19 protein-coding genes are annotated in these 19,771 nt (G+C 73.4%); 7 read left to right on the forward strand and 12 right to left on the reverse strand.

Annotated features, from left to right (window positions below):
• The first annotated feature begins 45 nt into the window (after nt 1-45).
• Both ACFQS1_RS03490 and ACFQS1_RS03495 read left to right on the forward strand, forming a co-directional pair.
• On the forward strand, nt 46-1,647 hold the full coding sequence (locus ACFQS1_RS03490) for a methyl-accepting chemotaxis protein (RefSeq protein WP_378964505.1): 1,602 nt from the start codon (nt 46-48) through the stop codon (nt 1,645-1,647).
• A 64-nt stretch (nt 1,648-1,711) separates the two neighbouring features.
• Nucleotides 1,712-3,148, forward strand: a complete 1,437-nt coding sequence (locus ACFQS1_RS03495) for an ATP-binding protein (RefSeq protein ID WP_378964506.1) — start codon at nt 1,712-1,714, stop codon at nt 3,146-3,148.
• A gap of 21 nt (nt 3,149-3,169) precedes the next feature.
• Here the strand turns inward: ACFQS1_RS03495 and ACFQS1_RS03500 are convergent, their stop codons facing one another.
• From ACFQS1_RS03500 to ACFQS1_RS03510, 3 genes are all read right to left on the reverse strand, one after another.
• Entirely contained in the window at nt 3,170-3,967 is a 798-nt protein-coding gene (locus ACFQS1_RS03500) for an Fpg/Nei family DNA glycosylase (protein ID WP_378964507.1), read from the reverse strand.
• Complete coding sequence (locus tag ACFQS1_RS03505) at nt 3,967-5,100, reverse strand: glutamate--cysteine ligase (RefSeq protein WP_378964509.1); 1,134 nt, start codon at nt 5,098-5,100, stop codon at nt 3,967-3,969. Before ACFQS1_RS03505 ends, ACFQS1_RS03500 begins: the two co-directional genes overlap by 1 nt.
• 155 nt (nt 5,101-5,255) lie before the next feature.
• Nucleotides 5,256-6,173, reverse strand: coding sequence for an NmrA family NAD(P)-binding protein (locus tag ACFQS1_RS03510; protein ID WP_378964510.1), 918 nt, complete (start codon nt 6,171-6,173; stop codon nt 5,256-5,258).
• A 36-nt stretch (nt 6,174-6,209) separates the two neighbouring features.
• On the opposite strand from ACFQS1_RS03510, the gene ACFQS1_RS03515 reads away from it, so the two are divergent.
• Nucleotides 6,210-6,998, forward strand: coding sequence for an SbtR family transcriptional regulator (locus ACFQS1_RS03515; RefSeq protein WP_378964511.1), 789 nt, complete (start codon nt 6,210-6,212; stop codon nt 6,996-6,998).
• 62 nt (nt 6,999-7,060) lie between these two features.
• Here the strand turns inward: ACFQS1_RS03515 and ACFQS1_RS03520 are convergent, their stop codons facing one another.
• Complete coding sequence (locus tag ACFQS1_RS03520) at nt 7,061-7,996, reverse strand: class I mannose-6-phosphate isomerase (protein WP_378964513.1); 936 nt, start codon at nt 7,994-7,996, stop codon at nt 7,061-7,063.
• Between the two features lie 1,172 nt (nt 7,997-9,168).
• Complete coding sequence (locus ACFQS1_RS03525) at nt 9,169-10,164, reverse strand: hypothetical protein (RefSeq protein ID WP_378964514.1); 996 nt, start codon at nt 10,162-10,164, stop codon at nt 9,169-9,171.
• A gap of 58 nt (nt 10,165-10,222) precedes the next feature.
• Between ACFQS1_RS03525 and ACFQS1_RS03530 the strand changes: the two genes are divergently transcribed.
• Both ACFQS1_RS03530 and ACFQS1_RS03535 read left to right on the forward strand, forming a co-directional pair.
• On the forward strand, nt 10,223-10,708 hold the full coding sequence (locus ACFQS1_RS03530) for a MarR family winged helix-turn-helix transcriptional regulator (RefSeq protein ID WP_378964516.1): 486 nt from the start codon (nt 10,223-10,225) through the stop codon (nt 10,706-10,708).
• A 58-nt stretch (nt 10,709-10,766) separates the two neighbouring features.
• Nucleotides 10,767-12,206: a glycoside hydrolase family 76 protein gene (locus tag ACFQS1_RS03535; RefSeq protein WP_378964517.1), complete on the forward strand. Its 1,440-nt coding sequence runs from the start codon at nt 10,767-10,769 to the stop codon at nt 12,204-12,206.
• 57 nt (nt 12,207-12,263) lie between these two features.
• On the opposite strand, the gene ACFQS1_RS03540 is transcribed toward ACFQS1_RS03535, so the two are convergent.
• From ACFQS1_RS03540 to ACFQS1_RS03560, 5 genes are read right to left on the reverse strand one after another with little or no spacing between them, the layout of a single operon-like run.
• A complete protein-coding gene (locus tag ACFQS1_RS03540; RefSeq protein ID WP_378964518.1) occupies nt 12,264-12,869 on the reverse strand; it encodes a hypothetical protein in 606 nt (201 codons plus the stop codon).
• Nucleotides 12,866-14,170 (reverse strand): hypothetical protein, encoded by a 1,305-nt coding sequence (locus ACFQS1_RS03545; RefSeq protein WP_378964519.1) that lies wholly within the window; start codon nt 14,168-14,170, stop codon nt 12,866-12,868. Before ACFQS1_RS03545 ends, ACFQS1_RS03540 begins: the two co-directional genes overlap by 4 nt.
• Entirely contained in the window at nt 14,167-14,967 is an 801-nt protein-coding gene (locus ACFQS1_RS03550; RefSeq protein ID WP_378964520.1) for an ABC transporter ATP-binding protein, read from the reverse strand. Before ACFQS1_RS03550 ends, ACFQS1_RS03545 begins: the two co-directional genes overlap by 4 nt.
• 11 nt (nt 14,968-14,978) lie before the next feature.
• Complete coding sequence (locus ACFQS1_RS03555) at nt 14,979-15,761, reverse strand: hypothetical protein (protein WP_378964521.1); 783 nt, start codon at nt 15,759-15,761, stop codon at nt 14,979-14,981.
• Nucleotides 15,758-16,321, reverse strand: a complete 564-nt coding sequence (locus ACFQS1_RS03560; protein WP_378964523.1) for an RNA polymerase sigma factor — start codon at nt 16,319-16,321, stop codon at nt 15,758-15,760. The genes ACFQS1_RS03555 and ACFQS1_RS03560 overlap by 4 nt, the downstream gene beginning before the upstream one ends.
• A 98-nt stretch (nt 16,322-16,419) precedes the next feature.
• Between ACFQS1_RS03560 and phoU the strand changes: the two genes are divergently transcribed.
• Entirely contained in the window at nt 16,420-17,070 is a 651-nt protein-coding gene (phoU, locus tag ACFQS1_RS03565; RefSeq protein ID WP_378964524.1) for a phosphate signaling complex protein PhoU, read from the forward strand.
• Between the two features lie 41 nt (nt 17,071-17,111).
• Here phoU and ACFQS1_RS03570 read toward each other — a convergent pair whose 3' ends face one another.
• Nucleotides 17,112-17,651 (reverse strand): hypothetical protein, encoded by a 540-nt coding sequence (locus ACFQS1_RS03570; RefSeq protein WP_378964525.1) that lies wholly within the window; start codon nt 17,649-17,651, stop codon nt 17,112-17,114.
• Nucleotides 17,652-17,785: 134 nt separating this feature from the next.
• Between ACFQS1_RS03570 and ACFQS1_RS03575 the strand changes: the two genes are divergently transcribed.
• Nucleotides 17,786-18,151 (forward strand): response regulator, encoded by a 366-nt coding sequence (locus tag ACFQS1_RS03575; protein WP_378964527.1) that lies wholly within the window; start codon nt 17,786-17,788, stop codon nt 18,149-18,151.
• Here ACFQS1_RS03575 and ACFQS1_RS03580 read toward each other — a convergent pair.
• Nucleotides 18,138-19,736 carry a sensor histidine kinase gene (locus ACFQS1_RS03580; RefSeq protein ID WP_378964528.1) on the reverse strand — a complete coding sequence of 533 codons (1,599 nt, stop codon included), beginning with the start codon at nt 19,734-19,736 and terminating at the stop codon, nt 18,138-18,140. The two genes, ACFQS1_RS03575 and ACFQS1_RS03580, sit on opposite strands and share 14 nt — an antisense overlap.
• Nucleotides 19,737-19,771: the final 35 nt, after the last annotated feature.

Consider the following 19,771-nt stretch of genomic DNA (forward strand, 5'->3'; position numbering starts at 1 on the left):
GCCGAACGGGAAATTGCATCACTCCGCGAACGCCCAGGGAGCACCATGAACGGCCGCCTCAACGACATGCGGGTCAGCGCCAAGATCGTTCTAGCGGTGGCCGTGGTCGCGCTGGTGGCCGTGGTGACCGCCGGCGTCGCCTGGGCGCGGCTGGGCTCGCTGGACGTACGCGTGCAGGGCCTCAAGAGCGACAACATCACGCGGCTCGACGCGCTCGTCGGCGTGCAGAACGGCATGTCGGACATGTACCGTGCGCTCTTCCTCTACCAGGGCGCCCAGTCGGCCGCCGAGAAGACCGACTACGCCAAGCAGACCAGGGACGGGCAGGCCGCCGTCGACACCGCCGGCCAGCAGTACGTCTCCGCCCCCGACCCGTCGGAGACCTGGCAGACCCAGACCGCGGCCTTCGGCGCCGCCTGGACCCAGTACAAGGCGCTGGTCAACTTCCTGATGTTCAAAGAGGCGCCGCCGGCCGGGGTCACCCTGCCCACCACCGTCGCCGAGCAGTACCAGGTGTGGGGCGACGCCGAGAACACGATGAACACCGCCGTCGACAAGCTGATGGATCTCGAGCGCTCGCAGGCCGCGGTGGACAGCACCGAGGCGCACGCGAACGCGGTCGACGCCCGGCGGCTGATCATCATCCTGGTGCTGGCCGGGGTCATCGTCGCGGTCACGCTGGCGCTGGTGATCGGTCGCGGCATCTCGCGCCGGCTGGCCGGCGTCCGCGACGTGCTCGACGCCATCGCCGGCGGCGACCTGACCAGGCACGCCGCCGCCGTCGGGCGCGACGAGGTCGGGCTGATGGCACACTCGGTCAACCAGGCCACGACCGCGATCCGGGAGACCGTCGCGGCGCTGACCGGCTCGTCGCGGACGCTCGCCGAGTCGTCCCGGCAGCTGTCGACGTCGGCCGAGGCGATCGCCGGCAACGCCCAGGACACCTCGGCCCAGACCGGCCTGCTCGCCGCCGCGTCCGAGGACGTGGCGCGCAGCGTGCAGACGGTGGCCGCCGGCACCGAGCAGATGGGGTCGGCGATCCGCGACATCTCCCAGTCGGCCAACGACGCGGCCGGGGTCGCCTCGCAGGCGGTCACCGAGGCCGCCGCCACCAACGCGAGCGTCGCCAAGCTCGGCGAGTCGTCGGCCGAGATCGGCAACGTGGTCCGGGTCATCACCGCGATCGCCGAGCAGACCAATCTGCTCGCGCTGAACGCCACCATCGAGGCCGCCCGGGCCGGCGAGTCCGGCAAGGGTTTCGCCGTGGTGGCCAGCGAGGTCAAGGACCTCGCCCAGGAGACGGCGAAAGCCACCGGCGACATCTCCCAGCGGGTGGAGGCCATCCAGGCCGACACCGGCGGCGCGGTGGCCGCGATCGGCCGGATCTCCGAGATCATCGCCCAGATCAACGACTACCAGACCACCATCGCCTCCGCGGTCGAGGAGCAGACCGCCACGACCAACGAGATGAGCCGCTCCATCAGCGAGGCCTCCACCGGCTCCGCGAGCATCTCGGACAACATCGCAAGCGTCGCCGAGGCCGCCCGCACCACGACCGCCACGGTGGCCGAGACCCAGCGGTCGGCCCAGGAGCTGGCCCAGATGTCGGCGGAGCTGCAGTCGGTGGTGTCCCGCTTCCGGGTCTGACCTGCCGGGCCCCGGGTCTAGGTAGACTGAATCTACCTAGATGCCGTCTACCTCCGGAGGACCCGTGTTCGTCGGCCGAGGTGCCGAGCTGTCGCTCCTGGCAAAACGGATAGAGCACATCAGGCGGACCGGGACGGGTCTCGCCGTCGCGCTGCGCGGCCGTCGCCAGGTCGGCAAGTCGCGCCTGGTCCAGGAACTCTGCGATCGTTCCGGCCTGCCCTATGTGTACTTCACCGCGGTGAAAGGCGCGTCGGCGACCGAGTCGACGGCCCAGTTCCTCGCGACTCTGGCCGAGTCGGATCTGCCGAACGACCACGCGCTGCTGCCCAGCACCTCGCCGCCCGGGGGCTGGGGCGACATGCTTCGCATTCTGGCCGGATCGCTGCCGGACCGGCCCTGCATCGTCGTGCTCGACGAATTGCCCTGGCTCGCCGAACAGGACGAGACGTTCGACGCGCAGCTGCAGGTGGTGTGGGACCGCCTGCTCTCGCGCCGGCCGGTCCTGCTGCTGCTTCTCGGCAGCGACCTGCACATGATGCGCCGCTTCACCGCGTACGACCAGCCGTTCTACGGCCGTGCCGACAACCTCGTCCTCGGGCCGCTCAACCTCGCGGAGACGGCCGACGCGGCCGGGCTGGCGGGTTCCGACGCCATCGACGCGCACCTGATCACCGGCGGCCTCCCCGGCATCCTGTTGCGCTGGCCGGCCGGCGCCCGCGCCGCCGACCACCTCCGCGAGGAGTGCGCCGATCCGGCCTCGCCACTGTTCACGGTGCCCGAGCAGTCCCTGGCCGCGGAGTTCCCCAATCCGGACGTCGCCCGGCGGGTCTTCGAGGCCGTCGGTGGAGACGCCCGCGCGTTCGCGAACATCGCCGGCATCGCCGGCGGCCGCGGTGGTCCGGTCAGGTCCGGGACGCTGTCCCCGCTGCTGCGCCAACTCACCGAGGACAAGCAGGTCCTGGCGGCCGACCAGCCACTGTCGACCAGTAGCGGCAAACCGGTCCTCTACCGGGTCGCCGACAGCAACCTGCGCCTCTACCTGGCCATCATGCGCGACGTTCACAATCTCGTTCTGCGCGGCCGCCCCGACGCCGGATACGCGCTGTTTCAGAATCGGTGGAGCAGCTGGCGGGGCCGAGCCGTCGAGCCGTTGATCCGTACGTCGGCGGAGCAGGCCACCGTCACCGGGGCGCTGCCCTGGCCGGACGCCCAGGTCGTCGGCGGCTGGTGGAACCGGCAGTTCAACCCCGAGATCGACCTGGTCGGCGCCGACCGTGCGCCGGTCGCGTCGCGGATCCACTTCTGTGGCTCGGTGAAATGGCTGGGTACGCCGTTCGACAGCCACGACCTGCACCACCTGCGGGACGGCGCCCGTCAGGTCCCCGGCTTCGACGACGCCGCCGGATTGCTCGCCGTCACCCGCTCGGGCGCGGACATTCCGGCCGGCGCGGTCGACGTCGTCTGGGGTCCCGACGACGTCGTGGCGGCCTGGCGCCCCTGATCCGCGGCCCTGCGGGCGTTCCTAGCGCTGTTCGGCCGGGCACCACCACGTGGTCCGGCCGGCGACCGTGCCGTGGGTCATCGGGGCGCCATCGCGGGGGCAGCGGCCGTCCGGGCGGCGCTGGGCGATGATCGTGAGGGTGTGCACCCCGCCGTCGCGCAGGGCGGCGGCCACGGCCTCCCGGGTGGCGCCGAGCAGCCGCTTCGCCTGCGGGCGGGTGAGCTCGTCGCCGGGGCGGGCCGGGTGCACGCGCGCCTGCCACAGGATCTCGTCGGCCAGCAGGTTGCCGATGCCGGCGATCAGGTGCTGATCCATGAGCCGGGCCTTGACCGGCGCGGTGCCGCCGGTGACGGCGCGGCGGAAGGCCTCGTCGGTGATGGTCGTCGCGTCCGGGCCGAGGGCGTCGAGCGCCGGGTCCAAGCGGATCCGGCCGAGGCGGCGCGGGTCGACGAGCATGAGCCGGCCGCCGTCGGCGAAGGCGAGCGTGAAGCGGGCCCAGCGATAGTCGCCGGCGACGCGCCGGCCCTCCCAGTAGTCGCCGCCGTCGATCTCGTGGCCGCCGGGGTCGGCGATGACGATCTTGCCCGACATGCCCAGGTGGATGCCGAGCACGGGGCCGCCGGAGGTGTCGCACCACATGGTCTTGCCGCGCCGGTGGGCCGCGGTGAGCTGGTGGCCGGCCAGGGCGGCACGGATGTCACCCGGGCGGTGCGGGCGGCACACGTACGTGTCGGAGTCATCCACGTCGGCGATCAACCGGCCCAGAGCAGCGCGCTCGATGACCGATCTTGCGAACTCGACCTCCGGCAACTCCGGCATCAGGTCGGCCGCCCCTCGCGCAGCTCGTGCACGAGGGACGCGACGACGGCCTTGAGACTTCCGTCGTTCGCGGCGGCCACGCGCAGCTGACGCTGGTAGCTCGCGCCGCACCGGGCGATGTCGCGCAGATGCTCCAGCTCCTGCGCGCAGCCGAGCGACTCGGCGATCGGCGCCAGCGCCGGCAGCAGCCGGCCGAGATCCTCGGTGACCAGCAGCTCGTCGCCGGAGGCGTTCTGGATGATGATCGCGTCCATGCCGTAGCGGGCCGTGCGCCACTTGTTCTCGCGGACGAACCACGGCTGCATCTGCGGGATCTCGCGGCCGGCGTCGAGATCCCGGGAGAAGCGCTCGACCAGGCACTGGGTCAGGGCCGCGACCGCGCCGATCTCGCGCGTGGTGGGGATGCCGTCGAACGTACGCACCTCGATCGTGCCCAGCCGTGGCGAGGGGCGGATGTCCCAGCGCAGCTCGCCGAGGTCCTCGATGACGCCGATGTGCCGCAGGTCGGCCACCATGGACTCGAACTGCTCCCACTCGGTGAACTGCGGGGGCAGGCCGGCGGTCGGGAGTTGCTGGAACATCAGCGCCCGGTTGGACGCGTACCCGGTGTTCTCCCCGCCCCAGAACGGGCTCGACGCGCTGAGCGCCTGGAAGTGCGGCAGGTACGTAAGCAGGCCGTCGATGATCGGGAACACCTTGCGGCGGTCCTCGACCCCGACGTGCACGTGCACGCCCCAGATCAGCATCTGCCGGCCCCACCACCGGGTGCGGTCGATCAGCGTGGCGTAACGCGGCTTGCCCGGCGTCACGTGCTGCTGGAACCACTGGGCGAACGGGTGGGTGCCCGACGAGATCAGGTCGACGCCCATCGGCTCGGCCAGCTCGCTCACCCGCTCGGCCAGCCGGGTGAGGTCGGCGACGGCGTCGCGTACCCGTGGGTGCGGCGCGCTGACCAGCTCGACCGTGTTGGTGAGCAGCTCGCTGGTCACGTGCGGGAAGGCGTCGGAGGTGCCGAGCTTGGCCAGCAGCTCCGGGCCCGCCGGGGACAGCTCGCCGCTGCGCCGGTCGACGCAGGCGAGCTCCCACTCGATCCCCAGGCGCGACCGCTGGGCCGGCGCGAAATCGATGCTCATGAACCTCCGCGGACTCGTCACGCGGGCTGGTGCGCCGACGGAACGCTCATGCCGACACCATATCCCGGCGGCCGCTCCCCCGGCCGATCACGCACGCCGGCCGGCCACGCACGCCGGCCGATCACGCACGCCGGCCGGCCACGCACGCCGGCCGATCACGCACGCCGGCCGGCGGGCGGGCCGGCGTGGCCCAGGTGCGCGCGGATCGCGGCGGCGCCCGACTCGGTCAGCCAGTCGGCGAGGGTGCGCAGGCCGGGGTGGATGACCCGCAGCGCCTCGATGTCGGCGTGCCAGCGATATCCGGCCAGCCAGCGCTTCCTGGTGTCGGCGATGACCGGGCCCAGCGCGGCGGCCTCGTCGTCGGTGAGCTGCTCGTATCGGACCGGGATGCCGGTGGCGCGGGTGATCTCGGCGGCGGCCTGGACCGGGGTCGGCTGGTCGCCGGCCAGTTCCAGCGTGCGCCCAGCGAACCGAGCCGGGTCGGCGAACGCGAGCGCGGCGAACTCCGCGACGTCCTCCAGGGCGATGACCTGCATCGGCTCGTCCGGCGGGAAGAGGTGCCGGTGCACGCCGCCGGAGATGCCCTCGATGCCGGCCACTCCGGCGCCCAGATAGTTGGTCATGAACCGGACCGGGCGCAGCACGGTGGGCCGCGCGATGTGGTCGCGCAGGTACTGCTCGATCAGCGCCTTGCCCGCCGAGCCGGGAGAGTGCGCCGATGTCGAGGCGACGGTGCTGAACACGACCTGATCGATGCCCGCTCCCGCCGCCGCGTCGATCAGCGCCCGGCCGCGGGCCGCCTCGAGCTCGGTGAGCGGTCCGCCCGGGCCGAACGCCACCGGCGGCACCGCGAAAACGGCGGCGGCGCCCGCGAACGCGGCCGGCAGGCTCGCCGGATCGTCGAAGTCGCCGGTCACCAGGGCGGCGCCCGCGGCGGCCAGCTCGGCCGCCGCCGGGGCAGCCGGGTCACGGACGAGAGCCCGTACCGGCCGGCCTTCGGCGAGCAGCCGCCGCGCGGTGGCGCCGCCCTGCTTGCCGGTGGCGCCGGTGACGAGGATCGGAGGGTTGGTCATGGGACATCCGTTCCGGAGGTGGTGGATACTGGCACGATGCGGAATGCTTCTCCCGTTTCGCCGCCGCCGGAAGGCTTCCGTGACACGCGCGCTCTCCGCCGGTCGGATGCCCTCCGCAACCGGGCGGCCGTGCTGCGGGCGGCGATGCAGTTGTTCGCCGAGGAGGGGCCGGAGGTGCCGCTCGGCCGGATCGCTCAGCGCGCCGGTGTCGGCGCGGGCACGGTGTACCGGCACTTCCCGAGCCGGGAGGTCCTGCTGGAGGCGGTGCTCGCCGAGCACGTGGCGAGCTTCGTGGCCGCGGCCGATCGATGGTCGCTCCGGGCCCGGCCGGGCGACGCGCTGTTCGGGCTGATGCTGGAAGTCATCGAGAGGTCGGCCGGCCGCAAACTGGTCTGCGACGCGCTCGCCGCCGACCGCAGCTGGCCGCACGCCACGCTGGGCGCCGCGGTACACCGGTTCGGCGAGGCTCTGGAACGCCTGCTGCAGCACGCGAAACAGGCCGGCGCGATCCGGCCCGACGTGCGGACCGACGACCTGACCGCGGTGCTGATCGGCGGCGCGGCGCTCGGATCGGCCCACCGCGACCCGGCCCGCGGCCGACAGCTGGTGTGGACGCTGCTGGACGGCCTGCGTCCCCGCGTCACGAAACACGCCGAGTTTCGTGACGGCGCCACCCGTCCGGATCACGAAACCGCGGCGCCGGGCGCGCGGCGTTGCCTCGAGTGCGGCGCACGGTTACGCGCACGGGCCACCGGCCGGCCCGCCAGCTACTGCGGCCCGACCTGTCGCCAGCGAGCCCGCCGCCGCCACGCGCGGGCGTCGTGACCGAGACGTCGCGGGCGATCGCGACCGGCGCCGAGCAGCGGACGACAGCGAGGAACGGCCGGTCAGGCGGCGCTCAGGCGGATCGCCTCGACCGGGCCGTCCAGGGCGAGCGGGCCCGCCGCGTACGGAATCAGCAAGGTGTCCCCGCGCCGGACCGGCCGGTCGCCGAGCCGGCCCTCCCCCGCCACCGCGACCACCACGCCGAAGCCCTGCGCCAGCCGATCGCCGCCGCGGTGGCGCGAGGCCCGGAAGAACTCGTCCGCGGCCGCCGGCAGCAGGCGGTCCGGCGTGCCCCGCAGTCCGTCGAGGCGCGCCGGCGTCCAGGCGCCCCGGTCGACGCATTGCAGGGCCAGGTCGTAGCCGAGACCGAGGTGGCCGTCCGGCAGGCCGAACTCCGCGTACTCCAGCAGCACCGAGAAATCGGTCGGCTCCTGCACCTCGACCAGCAGGATCCCGTCGCCGATCGCGTGCGGCAGGCCGGCCGGGCAGAGGATCGCGTCACCGGCCGTCACCGGGATCCGGTTGGTCGCCGCCAGCATGCCCGCCGCATCCTGCATGCGCACCCATCCGGCCAGCTCTTCGGCGACGACATCACGGGCAAAACCGAGATGGACGTACGCGCCGGGGCGCGCTGAGACGATCACCCACGCTTCGGTTTTCCCGTACGGCGAGGCCAGGTGCGCCCGTGCGAACCGGCGATCCGGATGGACGTGCAGGGGCAGGCGCTGGCCGGCGTCGAGCAGCTTGACCAGCACGCCGGCGTCGGCGCGATCCGGCCCGAGCCACCACCGCGGATCGGCGGCGATCGCGTCGGCCAGCACCCGCCCGTCGGCCAGCGTGGAGAGCCCGGACGGCGCGAGCCCGAACCGGCTGGTCGTCGACCCCACCCAGTCCTCGGGCCGATCGGGTAGCGCCGGCACGTTGCGGAACGCGGCGATCCCCCCGGCGCCACGATAGAACGTCTCGGGCTGGTTGGCGCCGAGTGCTTCGATTGTCATCCGTGTCCCTCGAGAGCGCGGCCCGGTCGGGGATCCGCCGGCGAACGTGCGGCCAAGCCGGTCGAGCGCGACGCCGGCGACGCCCGCCGACAGTCTCGCCCATGCGCGAGCGTGCCGCAGCCGCAACGGCCACCAACCCGCCGTCGTCGCCGAAACCCATCCGGCACGTTCACTACGGCACAACGGTGAGGCGCCTCCGGAACCGCCCTGGCGATCATCGGCCGACCGACACGGACAGTGGATGCCAGGCCAGCCGGCGCGCGATGACACCGGCATGACCGGGCGCGTTTCTGCCTCCTCTCAGTTCACCAATCGGCCTCAAAACAGCCGCACATCGAGGTGATCGAATAGTGGCCAGGCGGTGTAGGCATGCGAGAGAATGATTCATGCGGCAGCTGCAGTTGTTCACCTCGAAACAATTAGCCACGATGCGCGACACGACGAAGCGCCGCAACTATTCCGCCGAGGCCGAGGAATTCCGCCGGGAACATCAGCGACATCGCGCGTGGGGATTGACGCAACGCCATACCCGGAAACTGCGGTCCATTTACGGCCACCTTCCCAGCGACGAGGAGTTGGCCGCCAGGTGGCACCACCGGGACACGCGGGCGTCCCCGTCCGGAACCCCCGAGCCGGCGCACAACCATCCGGCGGTCCCACTTGAACCGGCGCAAAGCGTGGTGGTGCAGGCTGAACCGGAGCAGACCGATGCGCAGCAAGCTGACGCCGAGCAAGCCGACGCCGAGCAAGCCGACGCCGAGCAGATCAAGCCGGAGCAGACGGAGCCGGAGCAAGCTGATGCGGACACCGCAACCTCGGCGGGTGCTCGCGCAAGCTCGTGTTTTACGGTGGGAAACACACCGGGCTGTTCCGGCTCGCGCGGAAAGCGATTCTCCGGCAGGCCGGGCGAGCCATTCCACGCGCGATCCGCCGCTCGCTGTACGCAACGGCTACCCACGTCTTGCACCGACGGTTCCAGAATGGTTTTCGCAGCCGCATTCTCGTCGGCCAATCAGTGCCGTCACTCCATCGGCGCCCCACCCCATCGGCGCCCCACCCCATCAAGGCCCACGGTCCCTACCGACGCTGCCGCTCCTACGCCGCAGCCTCTTGCGGGGGCCCACGATTCGGCGTCCTCCGGGGCGCCCACGATCCGGCGTCTTCCGGGGCGCCTACGATGCGGCGTCTTCCGGCGCGGCCGTGGGGTCGACGCCGGCGAGGAAGGCGGTTGCGTTGTCGCGGATCCGGGTGGCGCCGAGGGCATCCGCCCAGCGCTCGATCTCGGTGGCCAGGGCCACGGCGCCGGCCTCGTCGCCGGCGTCGCGGGCCAGCACTGCCAGCAGCAATTGCTGGGAGAGCGTGCCCGTCACCCGGCCCGCCCCGGCGCCCAGCGCGGTGGCCCGGCGCCACCGGTCGAGCGCCAGGGCGTGGTCGCCGCGGTCGTGATCGTGGTCGCCGAGATGCCGCAACGCCTCGCGGGCGAGCAGGGCGTCGCCGCCGGACGCAACACCACCGGACGCAACACCACTGGACGCAACACCACCGGACGCAACACCACCGGACGCAGCGCCGCCGGACGCAGCGCCGCCGGACACCTTGCCGCCGGCGGACGCCGCGGGAGCGTCCTTGCCGGAGGCGGCCAGGGCGGCCTCGTAGTGGGGCGGGGCGGCCTCGCGATCGGCGCGCACGTTGTCGGCGATGAGTCCGAGGTACATCTCGGCCCAGCCGGCCTCGATCCGGCCCGGGGCCGTGCGGCGCAGCAGCTCGCCCTGGCGTTCGATCGCGGCGATGGCCTCCGGGTCCTTGCCCCACGGGCCGGGCTGGAACGTCTCGCCCGCCGGGTGGATCAGCCGCAGGTAGTCGTGGCGCAGGCGCAGGAAGTCCAGCGCCCAGCCGTGTGCGCCAGCCCTCTCGGCCTCGGCCAGCCGCTCCCCGGCCGTGTCGGTGCCGGCCCACCAGTCCTGGTCCAGCGCCACCTCGGCGGCCGCGAGGGCGCTCGGGACGTCGCGATCCATGGCGTCCAGCAGGGCCAGCGCCCGTTCCCAGCGGCCGCCGTTCGCCAGCTCCAGGGCCGACGCCACCGCCTCGTCCCGCAAAGCCGCCCCGTCCCGCAAAGCCGCCTCGTCCCGCAAAGCCGCCCCGTCCCGCAAAGCTTGGAAATTCGTCATGGCCGGGACGGTAGTTTTCAGAAAAACTATCCACAAGAAAACTACCTGGGGAGCGGGCGTGCGGGGATCGGTCGATCGGCATGTGCAGACGTGGACGCGGGAGCTCGAATGGCTGGATCCGCTCGCCGAGGCGATCACGGTGCGGCTGGCGGCGGCGTCGCGTTACCTGACCCAGTCGCGGAAGCGGGCGCTCGCCGGGAGCGGGCTGAAGCTCTGGCAGTACAAGATCCTGCTGACGCTGCGCCGGCAGGGCGCGCCCTACGCGACCAGCCCGTCGCGGCTGGCCGACGAGCTGGGGCTGACCCGCGGGGCGCTGTCGGCGCGGCTGGCGCCGCTCGAGGAGGCGGGGCTGCTGGTCCGGACCCACGACAACGCCGACCGCCGCCGGGTCGAAGTGCGGCTCACCGACGCCGGGCACGAGGCGTTCGAACGGCACGCGAAGGCCGAGAACCGGGACGAGACCGATCTGCTCGCGCCGCTGACCCGGCGGGAGCGCGAGACGCTCGACCGACTGCTGCGCAAGCTGCTCCCGGAGGCGGAGTGAGCTGCCCTTACGGGCACGTTTCATTGACAAGCTCAAATATCGAAGCTTTGTTTACTTCATGAGGACAAGGCTCTCCGCCGCCGCGCTGGCGATCGCGATGACCGTCATCTCGCAGGTGGGCGCGGCGCCGGCGGTGCAGGCGGCGGCCGCGATCTGCAACAGGTATTGCGACGGGCGGGACGCGGGGCTCGCGCCGGCGGACCGGGTCCCGGTGAGCGCCGGGCTGTACGGGCGGACCTTCCGGATGCACGTCAACGACACGGACGCGATGGCGTGGGGCTCGGTGGAGAACGGGTCGCCGGGCGACGAGGTGTGGATGGACCGGTCGTTCGACGGCGGGCGGAGCTGGGCGGGCGGCTCGAAGCTCGGCGACGGCACGATTCCCTCCGGGTCAACCGGCCGGCGCACCGGCCAGTTCAATGTGGATGACTGGGGCAGCAACGGGGTGGGGGCGCTGCGCGCCTGCGGGAAGGCGGGAGACCGTCCGGAGATCGTCTGCACGGCGTGGACGCGCAGCACGTGGAACGCGTGGGACCGGCGTACGGCGGCGGCGACCGCGCTGATGATGCGCTTCGACCGCGGCACCGGGTTGTTCGACACCGACGGCTGGTGGACCGGGGCCAACGCGCTCACCGCGATCATCGACAACATCCGGCGCAGCGGCATGAACAGCTACCGGTACGCGATCGCGAGCACGTACGACAAGCAGGTCGGCACCCACCAGGGCCAGTTCCGCAACGAGTACCTCGACGACACCGGCTGGTGGGGCCTGGCGTGGGTGGCCGCCTACGACCTGACGGGCGACAGCCGGTACCTGAACACGGCCCGCGCCGACGCGGACTGGATGCACAGCTACTGGGACTCGCGGTGCGGTGGCGGCGTCTACTGGAGCACGGCCCGCGGCGTGAAGAACGCCATCCCGAACAGCCTCTACATCCACCTCAACGCCGCGCTCAGCCGGCGTATCGGGGGCGACACCGTCTACCGGCAACGGGCGCAGGCGGGATGGGCCTGGTTCCGGAGCACCGGCATGCTCAACAGCGGCAACCTGGTCAACGACGGGATCGACCTGGCCACGTGCGCGAACAACGGCGACGTCACCTGGACGTACAACCAGGGTGCATTGATCAACGCGCTGGTCGAGCTGAATCGGCTGACCGGTGACTCCGGACTGCTCGCGACCGCACGGCGGATCGGCGACGCGATGACCGCCGGTGGCTATCTGTCGCCCGGCGGCATCCTGCGCGAACCCAACGAGCCGGACGCCTGCGCCGGCGACGGGGTGTCCTTCAAGGGTGCCGCGATCCGCGGGCTCGGCGCGCTGAACGCGGCGACCGGCGGGGCCTACGACGCCTACCTGCGGCGCAACGCCGACAGCGCCTACGCCAACGACCGCGACACCATCGACGCGTACGGGTCGCATTGGGCCGGACCGTTCCGCGGCACCAACCACAGTTGCCAGCACAGCGCCCTCGACCTGTTGAACGCCGCCCCCTAGGGACGGGCCGCGCGGACCGGCGTCACCGCGCCGAGGAGCAGCGACCCCGCTGGGGCGTTACGGCTGGCCGGCCTCGGCGGGGGCGCGCCGGGCCGGGCCGGCGACCGCGTACGCGACGAGCCCGCCGACGGCGAGCAACCCGGCCGTCACCGCCGCGGCCGTGCTCGCCCGGGGCTGGGTCTGCCACGTCAGGATCCGGGCGACCACCGGCTCGGACTGCGGAAAGAGGGTGGCCGCGAGCGTCCAGCCCAGCGGGACGAACCACGCCTTCGCCACCCCGATCGTCGCGGCGCCCAGCGCGGTCAGCCCGATCAGCCCGGCCGCATCCCGCAGCACCAGCCACGCCGGGCCGAAACGTGCCCCGGTCGCCAGGGTGACCAGCGGCAGCCCGGCCACGACCAGGAACGCCGCCAGCACGTGCGCGGCCCGTCGCGGCGGCCAGGGCAGCGCCGCGGTCCGCTCGAGCGCGTCGTCGGGGCCGCCGAGCGTGGCGGTCAGCGTGGTCACGAGGAGCAGCACGGTCAGGACGACCAGCTCCACCGCCACCTCGCGGCTGTCGGAGAAGACCGACCACAGGGTCCACATCGTCGCCGAGCCGATAATCGTCACGGCCAGCGCCAGCGGCGCGCGGCGGGAGCGCAGGTAGAGCGTGAGCCACCTCATCGGGCCAGCTGCCCCGGCTCGACCGTGCACGTGAGCGCGGCCCGGCGCAGGGCCGCCACCTTGGCCAGCGCCTCGCCCTCGGGCAGTTGGCGCAGGCCCTGCCACAGCCGGACGGCCTCGCCGATCGCCGCCGGGTCGTAGTCGCCGCGGGCCACCGGCTCGGACCCGATCAGCCAGTAGGCCGCCGCGAGCCGCTCGGCGGGGCCGGCGAAGCGGTCGCAGTCGGGCTTGCTGGCGAACGCGCCGGCGACCACCTCCGCCACCGTCCCGCCCCGGTTGTCGAGGTGGGCGCTCGCGTCGGTCCTCACCCGCAGCAACACGACGTCGTCGTGCCACGGCGGGTACATCGTCGGCCCGTACGTCGTGGTGTCCTCATGCACCTCGGCCGGCGCCGCCGGAAGCTTCGCCAAGACCCTCAGCCCCTCCCGGGCCGGCGGGGCCACCTCGCCGAGCAGCCCTCGGTGCACCCGGCTGACGCAGACCTGCGGCTCGCACACCAGTTCCCGCGCGACCGGGTCGATCGCGTCGATGACGACCCGCTTGTGGTGCGGCATGGCGGCGATCGCCAGCGCGGCGCCGAGCACCACCGGCAGCACCGCCGCCACCCGCGTCCGCCAGCCGTGGCCCGCGAACAGCAGCACGGCGGCCAGGGCCAGGGCGAACAGCCAGATCGCCTGCGCGAAGCTGACCCGGCCGGGCACGGTCGTGTAGGCGTCGGGCAGGTTCATCTCGTAGATCGGCGAGAACACCAGCGCCAGCCACCCGCGGGGGCGGGTCGCGCCGGGGATGACCAGCAGCAGCCCCAGGCCGGCGACGCCGAGCGCGGGAGCGGTCGCCGGCGACGGCAGCAGGCGGCCGAGTGCCAGGCCGAGCCAGACGGCCGCGATCAGCGCCAGCAGGCCGACGGCCGTGACGGCGATGACCTGGACCGGGAAGTAGCGGGCGGTCCGGACGATCCACAGGCCGCCGACGAGCGCCATCGCCAGGTAGCCGGCGACGACCCCGGCGCCCATCGCGCCGAGCGTCGGCAGCGTGCGCTGTGCCCGCGGGCGCGGGGTGGTGGCGAACAGCTCCGCGACGTTCGACCGGGTCTCGCGGCGGGCCTGCCAGGCGCCGGCCGCGAGCGCCAGCGGCCACAGCAGGGCCAGGAAGAGCCGCTGCGACATGGCCAGCTGCATCCAGCCGGTGGTGAACGACGTCTCGCCGGCGAAGAACAGCACCAGCACGCCGACGACCAGCAGGATCAGGGCCGATCCGAGCGCCGCCGACCGGCGCAGCTCGATGCGGAAGGCGCGGGTCACCGGCCCTCCCCCGCCCGGTGCTTGCGCAGCAGCGCCGAGTAGCCGCGTTCGGCCGGGCTGTCGCCGGCGTCGCCGTCGCCGCCCTGGGCCGCCAGATCGTTCGGGGTGCCCTGGTGCACGAGCCGGCCCTCGTTGATCAGGACCACGTCGGAGCACGCCGCCACCACGTCCTCGACCAGGTGGGTGGAGACCACGACGCAGCTGTCGACGCCCACGTCGCGCAGCAGCTCGCGGAAGTCGAGCCGCTGCTCGGGGTCGAGCCCGACGGTGGGCTCGTCGAGCAGCAGCACCGCCGGGTCGTTCACGATCGCCTGGGCGATCCCGGCCCGGCGCAGCATGCCGCCGGAGAGCGTCTTCATCCGCGCGTCCGCCTTGGCGGTCAGCCCGACCCGGTCGATCGCCCGCTGCGTCGCGCCCGGCACCTCGGCCTTCGGCATCTCCTTGAGCCACGCCAGGTACTCGACGAACTCGCGCACCGTGAAGCGCGGGTAGAAGCCGAACTGCTTCGGCAGGTAGCCGATCCCGCGGCGCACCCGGCGCAGGTCGGCCCGCCCGCCGACCGGCTCGCCGAGCAGGGTCAGCCGCCCGCCGGCCGGTTTCACCACCGTCGCCAGCGCGCGCATCAGGGTGGTCTTGCCGGCGCCGTTCGGGCCCAGCAGGCCGTGGACGCCGGTGCCGAGGGTCAGGTCGAGACCGTCGACGGCCAGGTGCCGGCCGGCTCGCACCGTCAGCCCCTCGGCGTCGACCGCCCAGGGGTAGGTGGTGGGGGCGGTCTCGGCCGCGCTCACCGTACGCATGTCGATTCTCCTCAGTTGTGGCTGGACAGCCGGCGGAAGTCGGCGGCGCGGGTCGCCGCGAGACCGGCGAGCGCGAGGGTGAGCAGCGCCCACACCAGGGAACTGCCGGGCCGCAGGACCGCCGGTGTGTGCGCGGAGAGCACGGCGGGCACCAGCACGGCCAGCGTCCAGGCGATCCCGAGCCCGGCGGCGGCGCGACGCACGCCGATGAGGGCGCCGAGAGCGATGGTCGCGGCCGTGAAGGCCAGGCACGGCAGGAGGGTCAGGGCCAGGGAGACGCCGGTCCGGCTGCTGGCCAGGGCCAGCGCGGGGACAATCACGATCAGGACCGCGGCCGTACGCCGGAGCAGCAGCGCGAACCCGGCCGCGGGGGTGCCGGCGATCAGCTCCCAGGCGGGATCGTGCCGCCGGCTCCACGCGATCGCCACCCCGGGCAGCGGCGCGATCGGCGCCAGCAGGGACACCAGCGGTACGCGCGGCTGCAGCGCCTGCAACAGGACGGCGCACGCCAGCACCGCCACCGTCATGAGCAGCCACGGCGCCAGGTGCCAGACCAGCCAGCGATGGCGGGCCGCGCCCCAGCGCCGGCGGCGGGCCGGGGCGGGCCCGGCGGCGATCTCGCGGTCCACCGCGGCCGCGACCCGCTCGAGCAGCTCCGGGCTGCCGGTCAGCCGCGCCCGGCAGGCCGCGCACTCCTCCAGGTGCACCTCGACCGACCACATCGTGACCTCGTCGAGGTCGGCCGCCGGGTCGGCGTAGCGGGCGATCGCGGCCGGACTCGGATGCGTCGTCATGACAGCGCCTCCCCCAATGCTTCGCGCAGGGCGATCCGGGCCCGCCGGGCCCGCGACTTCACCGTGCTCTCCGGCACGCCCAGCAGCAGCGACGTCTCCCGGACCGACAGGCCGTCGAGGACCATCGCCCGCAGCACCTGCCGCGCCTCGGGCGGCAGCACGAGCAGGGCCTGCTCGAGCTCGTGGCCGACCCGGCCGGACATGACCTCTTCCTCGGCGGCCGGCGCGACGGTCTCGGCCAGCGCCACCGCCGGCACGTCGTTCTGCCGGGCCCGCCGGCAGAACGCGTCGACCAGGCGGTGCGCGGCGATGGACCAGAGCCAGCCGACCGCGCTGCCCTCCTTGGCCGGTCCGCCGAAGCTGCCGGCCGCGCGCCAGACCGCCAGGTAGGTCTCCTGCATCACGTCGGCGACCACGTCCTCGTCGGCGCACCGGCGGCGCAGCCGGGCCAGCAGCCACGGCGACGTGCGCCGGTAGAGCTCGTCGAAGGCGCGCCGATCGCCGGTGGCGGTGCGGCGCACCAGCTCGCCCTCGTCGGCCGCGTCCGGACTCCGTTTCACGCCCAGCAAGACGACCCCCGCAGCGCCGGAGACTCGCGTTTCACTGTGACCTGCGTCACTATGCGTTTTCGGTACGCCCGGACGCATAGGGTTTGCCGATGCGCGGCGACTTTCACGACGAGCTCGCCCGGGTGAGCAGCTCGCTGGTCACGATGGCCAAGGCGGTCCGGGAGGCGATGCGCCAGGCCAGCGCGGCGCTGCTCACGGCCGATCACACCCTCGCACAGCGGGTGACCGACGGCGACGCGCACATCGACGTGCTCTACCGCGTCGTCGACGACCGGGTCTTCGACCTCATCGCCCGGCACCAGCCGGTGGCCGAGGAGCTGCGGGTGGCGCTGACCGCGCTGCAGGCGGCCGCCGACCTCGAGCGGATGGGCGACCTCGCCGCCCACGTCGCCCGGGCCACCCTGCGCCGGCATCCGGTGCCGGCGGTCGCGCCCGAGCTGGCCGGCCTGTTCCGGGCGATGAGCGCGGAGGCCGACGAGCTGGCCGGCAAGATCGTCTCGGCGCTGGCCGACCACGACGCGGCGCTGGCGGCCCGGCTCGACAGCGACGACGACGCGATGGACCAGCTGCACCGCCGGCTGTTCAAGGTCATGCTCAGCCCGGAGTGGCCGCTGGGCGTCGAGGCCGCCGTCGACGGGGCGCTGCTGGGCCGCTACTACGAGCGGTACGCCGACCACGCCGTCAACGTGGGCCACCACGTCATCGTCCTGGTCACCGGCAAGACGCCCGAACGGGGCTGATCCGCCTCGGCACCCTCGGCCACCGGACGACCGATGAGTGGTCAGGAACGGGCCGGGGTGGCGGTGCAGTGCGCGTCGGCGCGGTCGGTGAGCAGGTCTTCCGGGGTCGGGTAGCGGCGGTGCAGCCCGGCGAGGACGTGCTCGTAGGCCAACCGGCTGAACGGCGCCGCCCACATCCGCTCCACCGACGCGCGCACCGTGGCCGCGAACTCGGCCGGCCAGCGGACGGCGTGCAGGGCCTTCACGGTGTTGGTGTCGCGGTCGACCAGCACGATCCGCACCACCGCGTCCGGGCCGACGCCCGGCGGGGACTCGTCCGGGTCGGCGAGATGCGGCGAGTACGGCACCTGCGACCAGGACAGGATCGGGCCCAGCCGGTAGAGCAGCACCGCCGCGTCCGCGCCGTCGACCCACGCGAACTGCGTCGGCGCCGCCGAGACGGCCTCGACCTCGAGCTGGTGCGGGTGGCTCAGGAAGATCATCAGCTGCACGGGCTCGCCGGCCGGCATGCTCAGGGCGGCGCCGGTCGGCCAGTTGACGTCAGGATCGAGCTGGGTACCCACCTCGACGGTCACGTGCACAGGGCGAGCGTATCCGCGAACAGGCGCCGGGGAAGCGGATTCGCGGTAGCCGCCACGGCGGCGGGACGGTCGGCACGGCTGATGTCCGCCGGAATCCGTCCTGCCCGGTTCCTACATGCGGTAGGAATCCCTGCATGACGACGCTGGTCCTGGCCGAGGACGACCTCGACATTCGCGCCATCGCCGCGAGAATTCTCCGCCGCGCCGGATACGAGGTGATCGAAGCGGCCGACGGGTCGGAGGCGCTCGAGGCGGTCCGCGAGCACCGGCCGGGGGTGGTGGTCAGCGACATCGACATGCCGGTGATGTCGGGCGTCGACCTCTGCCTGGCGCTGCGGGCCGACCCGGCGACGGCGGACCTGCCGGTCATCTTCGTCAGCGGCAGCCTGGTGCCCGGCGACCCACGCCCCGAGCAGGCGCAGGCGACCGCGGTCCTGCCCAAGCCGTTCCTGCCCCGCGAGCTGGTGGACTGCGTCGAGGAGGCGCTCAGCCGCCGGTAGCGGCCGACACCGGCAGGCGCACGACGATCCGCGAGCCCGGCCCGTCGGTCGGGATCAGCCGGATGGTGCCGTGGTGGCCCTCGACCACCGCGCGGCAGACGGCGAGGCCGAGCCCGTTGCCCGGGATGCCGTGCCGGCGCGAGAGCTCCGTGCGGTGGAACGGAACGAACAGCCTGTCCCGCTCGTCGTCGGGGATGCCCAGGCCGGTGTCGGTCACCGTCAGCTCGACGGCGTCCGGGTCCGGCCGGGTCAGGGCGGCGGTGACGTGACCGCCGCCGGGCGTGTGCTTGATGGCGTTGCCGAGCAGCTGATCGGTGAGCTGCCGGATCCGTACCGGATCGCCGGTGATCGTGGTCTCGGCGCCGAGGTCGAGGGTCACGGCGACGCCGGCGGCGGACGCCAGCGGGTGGGCCGCCTCGGCCGCGGCCCGGACCACGTCGGCCAGGCGGATCGGCTCGCGGGCCAGGTCGGCGTGCCCGCCGTCGAGCGCCGCCAGGTCGAGCAGCTGGTCGATGATCTGCCGGAGCGCGGCGCTGTTGCGGCCGAGCACCTCCAGCGTGCCGGGCAGGTCGTCGGCGGCGGTGGCCGGGTCGGACTCGCGGAGCATCTCGATGTACGCCGCGATCGAGGTGAGCGGGGTCCGCACCTCGTGACCGATCAGCGCGAGGTAGTCCTCCTTGCTGCGGGCCAGCGCGACCGCGAGCTCCGCGGCGCGGCGCTGGTCGGTGATGTCCCGCACGGCCACCACCGCGCCGAGCCGCCGCCCGTCCGCGCCGGTGATCTGCTGCGCGTCGGCCAGCGCGGTCCGGGCCGCCTCGCCCGGGACGCTGACCGTGAACTCGGCATCGCGCAGATGCTCGCCGTTCATCGCCCGGCACAGCGGCGACGCCTCGGGCGGGATCAGCCGGCCCTGCCGGTCGATCAGATGGTGCCGCTCGGCGCAGTCGCGGATGTGGTCACCGGGCGGCATCGCGCCCGCCAGCTCCTGGATGGCGTCGTTGGCGAAGACCAGCAGGCCGTTCTCGTCGCAGGCCGCCACGCCCACGTGCAGGTGCTGCAGGATCGCCTCGAGAAAGCGGCGATGCGTGTCGGTCCGCTGCTGCGCGCCGACCAGCTCGGTGCACGCCTGCGCGGCCTCGTCGACCGCCGCCAGCTGCTCCGGCGACCATTGCCGGGGCTGGAAGTCCACGGCCGTGCAGACGCCGACGATGCGGTCCCCCGGATCCCGGATCGGGAAACCCGCGTACGCCCGCACGCCCAGCCTCAGCGCCGGCGCCTCCGGCGGCACCCGCGAGTCGGTCGTGATGTCGCCGATGACGATCGGCTGCCCCTGCGCCAGCACCAGCCCGGCCAGCGTCGCGTTCACCGGCGTGGGGCCGAGCCGCATCCACTCGTCGGGCACTCCGTACGCGCCCGCCAGGTACAGGAACGCGCCGTCGTCGGACAGATGGATCAGCGCGATCGACGCGCCCGCCGCCCGCGCGACCATCGCGGCCAGCTTGCCGGCCGGCCGTTCCGATCCCCGCCACGGACACACCTGCACGATATGGCTCGCGCCCGCCGTCGCCGACTCCGTGGGACCCACATGGGGGAGCCAACCATCTTCCCCGAGACCACCGC

Origin of the sequence: Paractinoplanes rhizophilus, from assembly GCF_042664765.1 — a bacterium.
In the GTDB taxonomy this organism is placed as follows: domain Bacteria; phylum Actinomycetota; class Actinomycetes; order Mycobacteriales; family Micromonosporaceae; genus Actinoplanes; species Actinoplanes rhizophilus.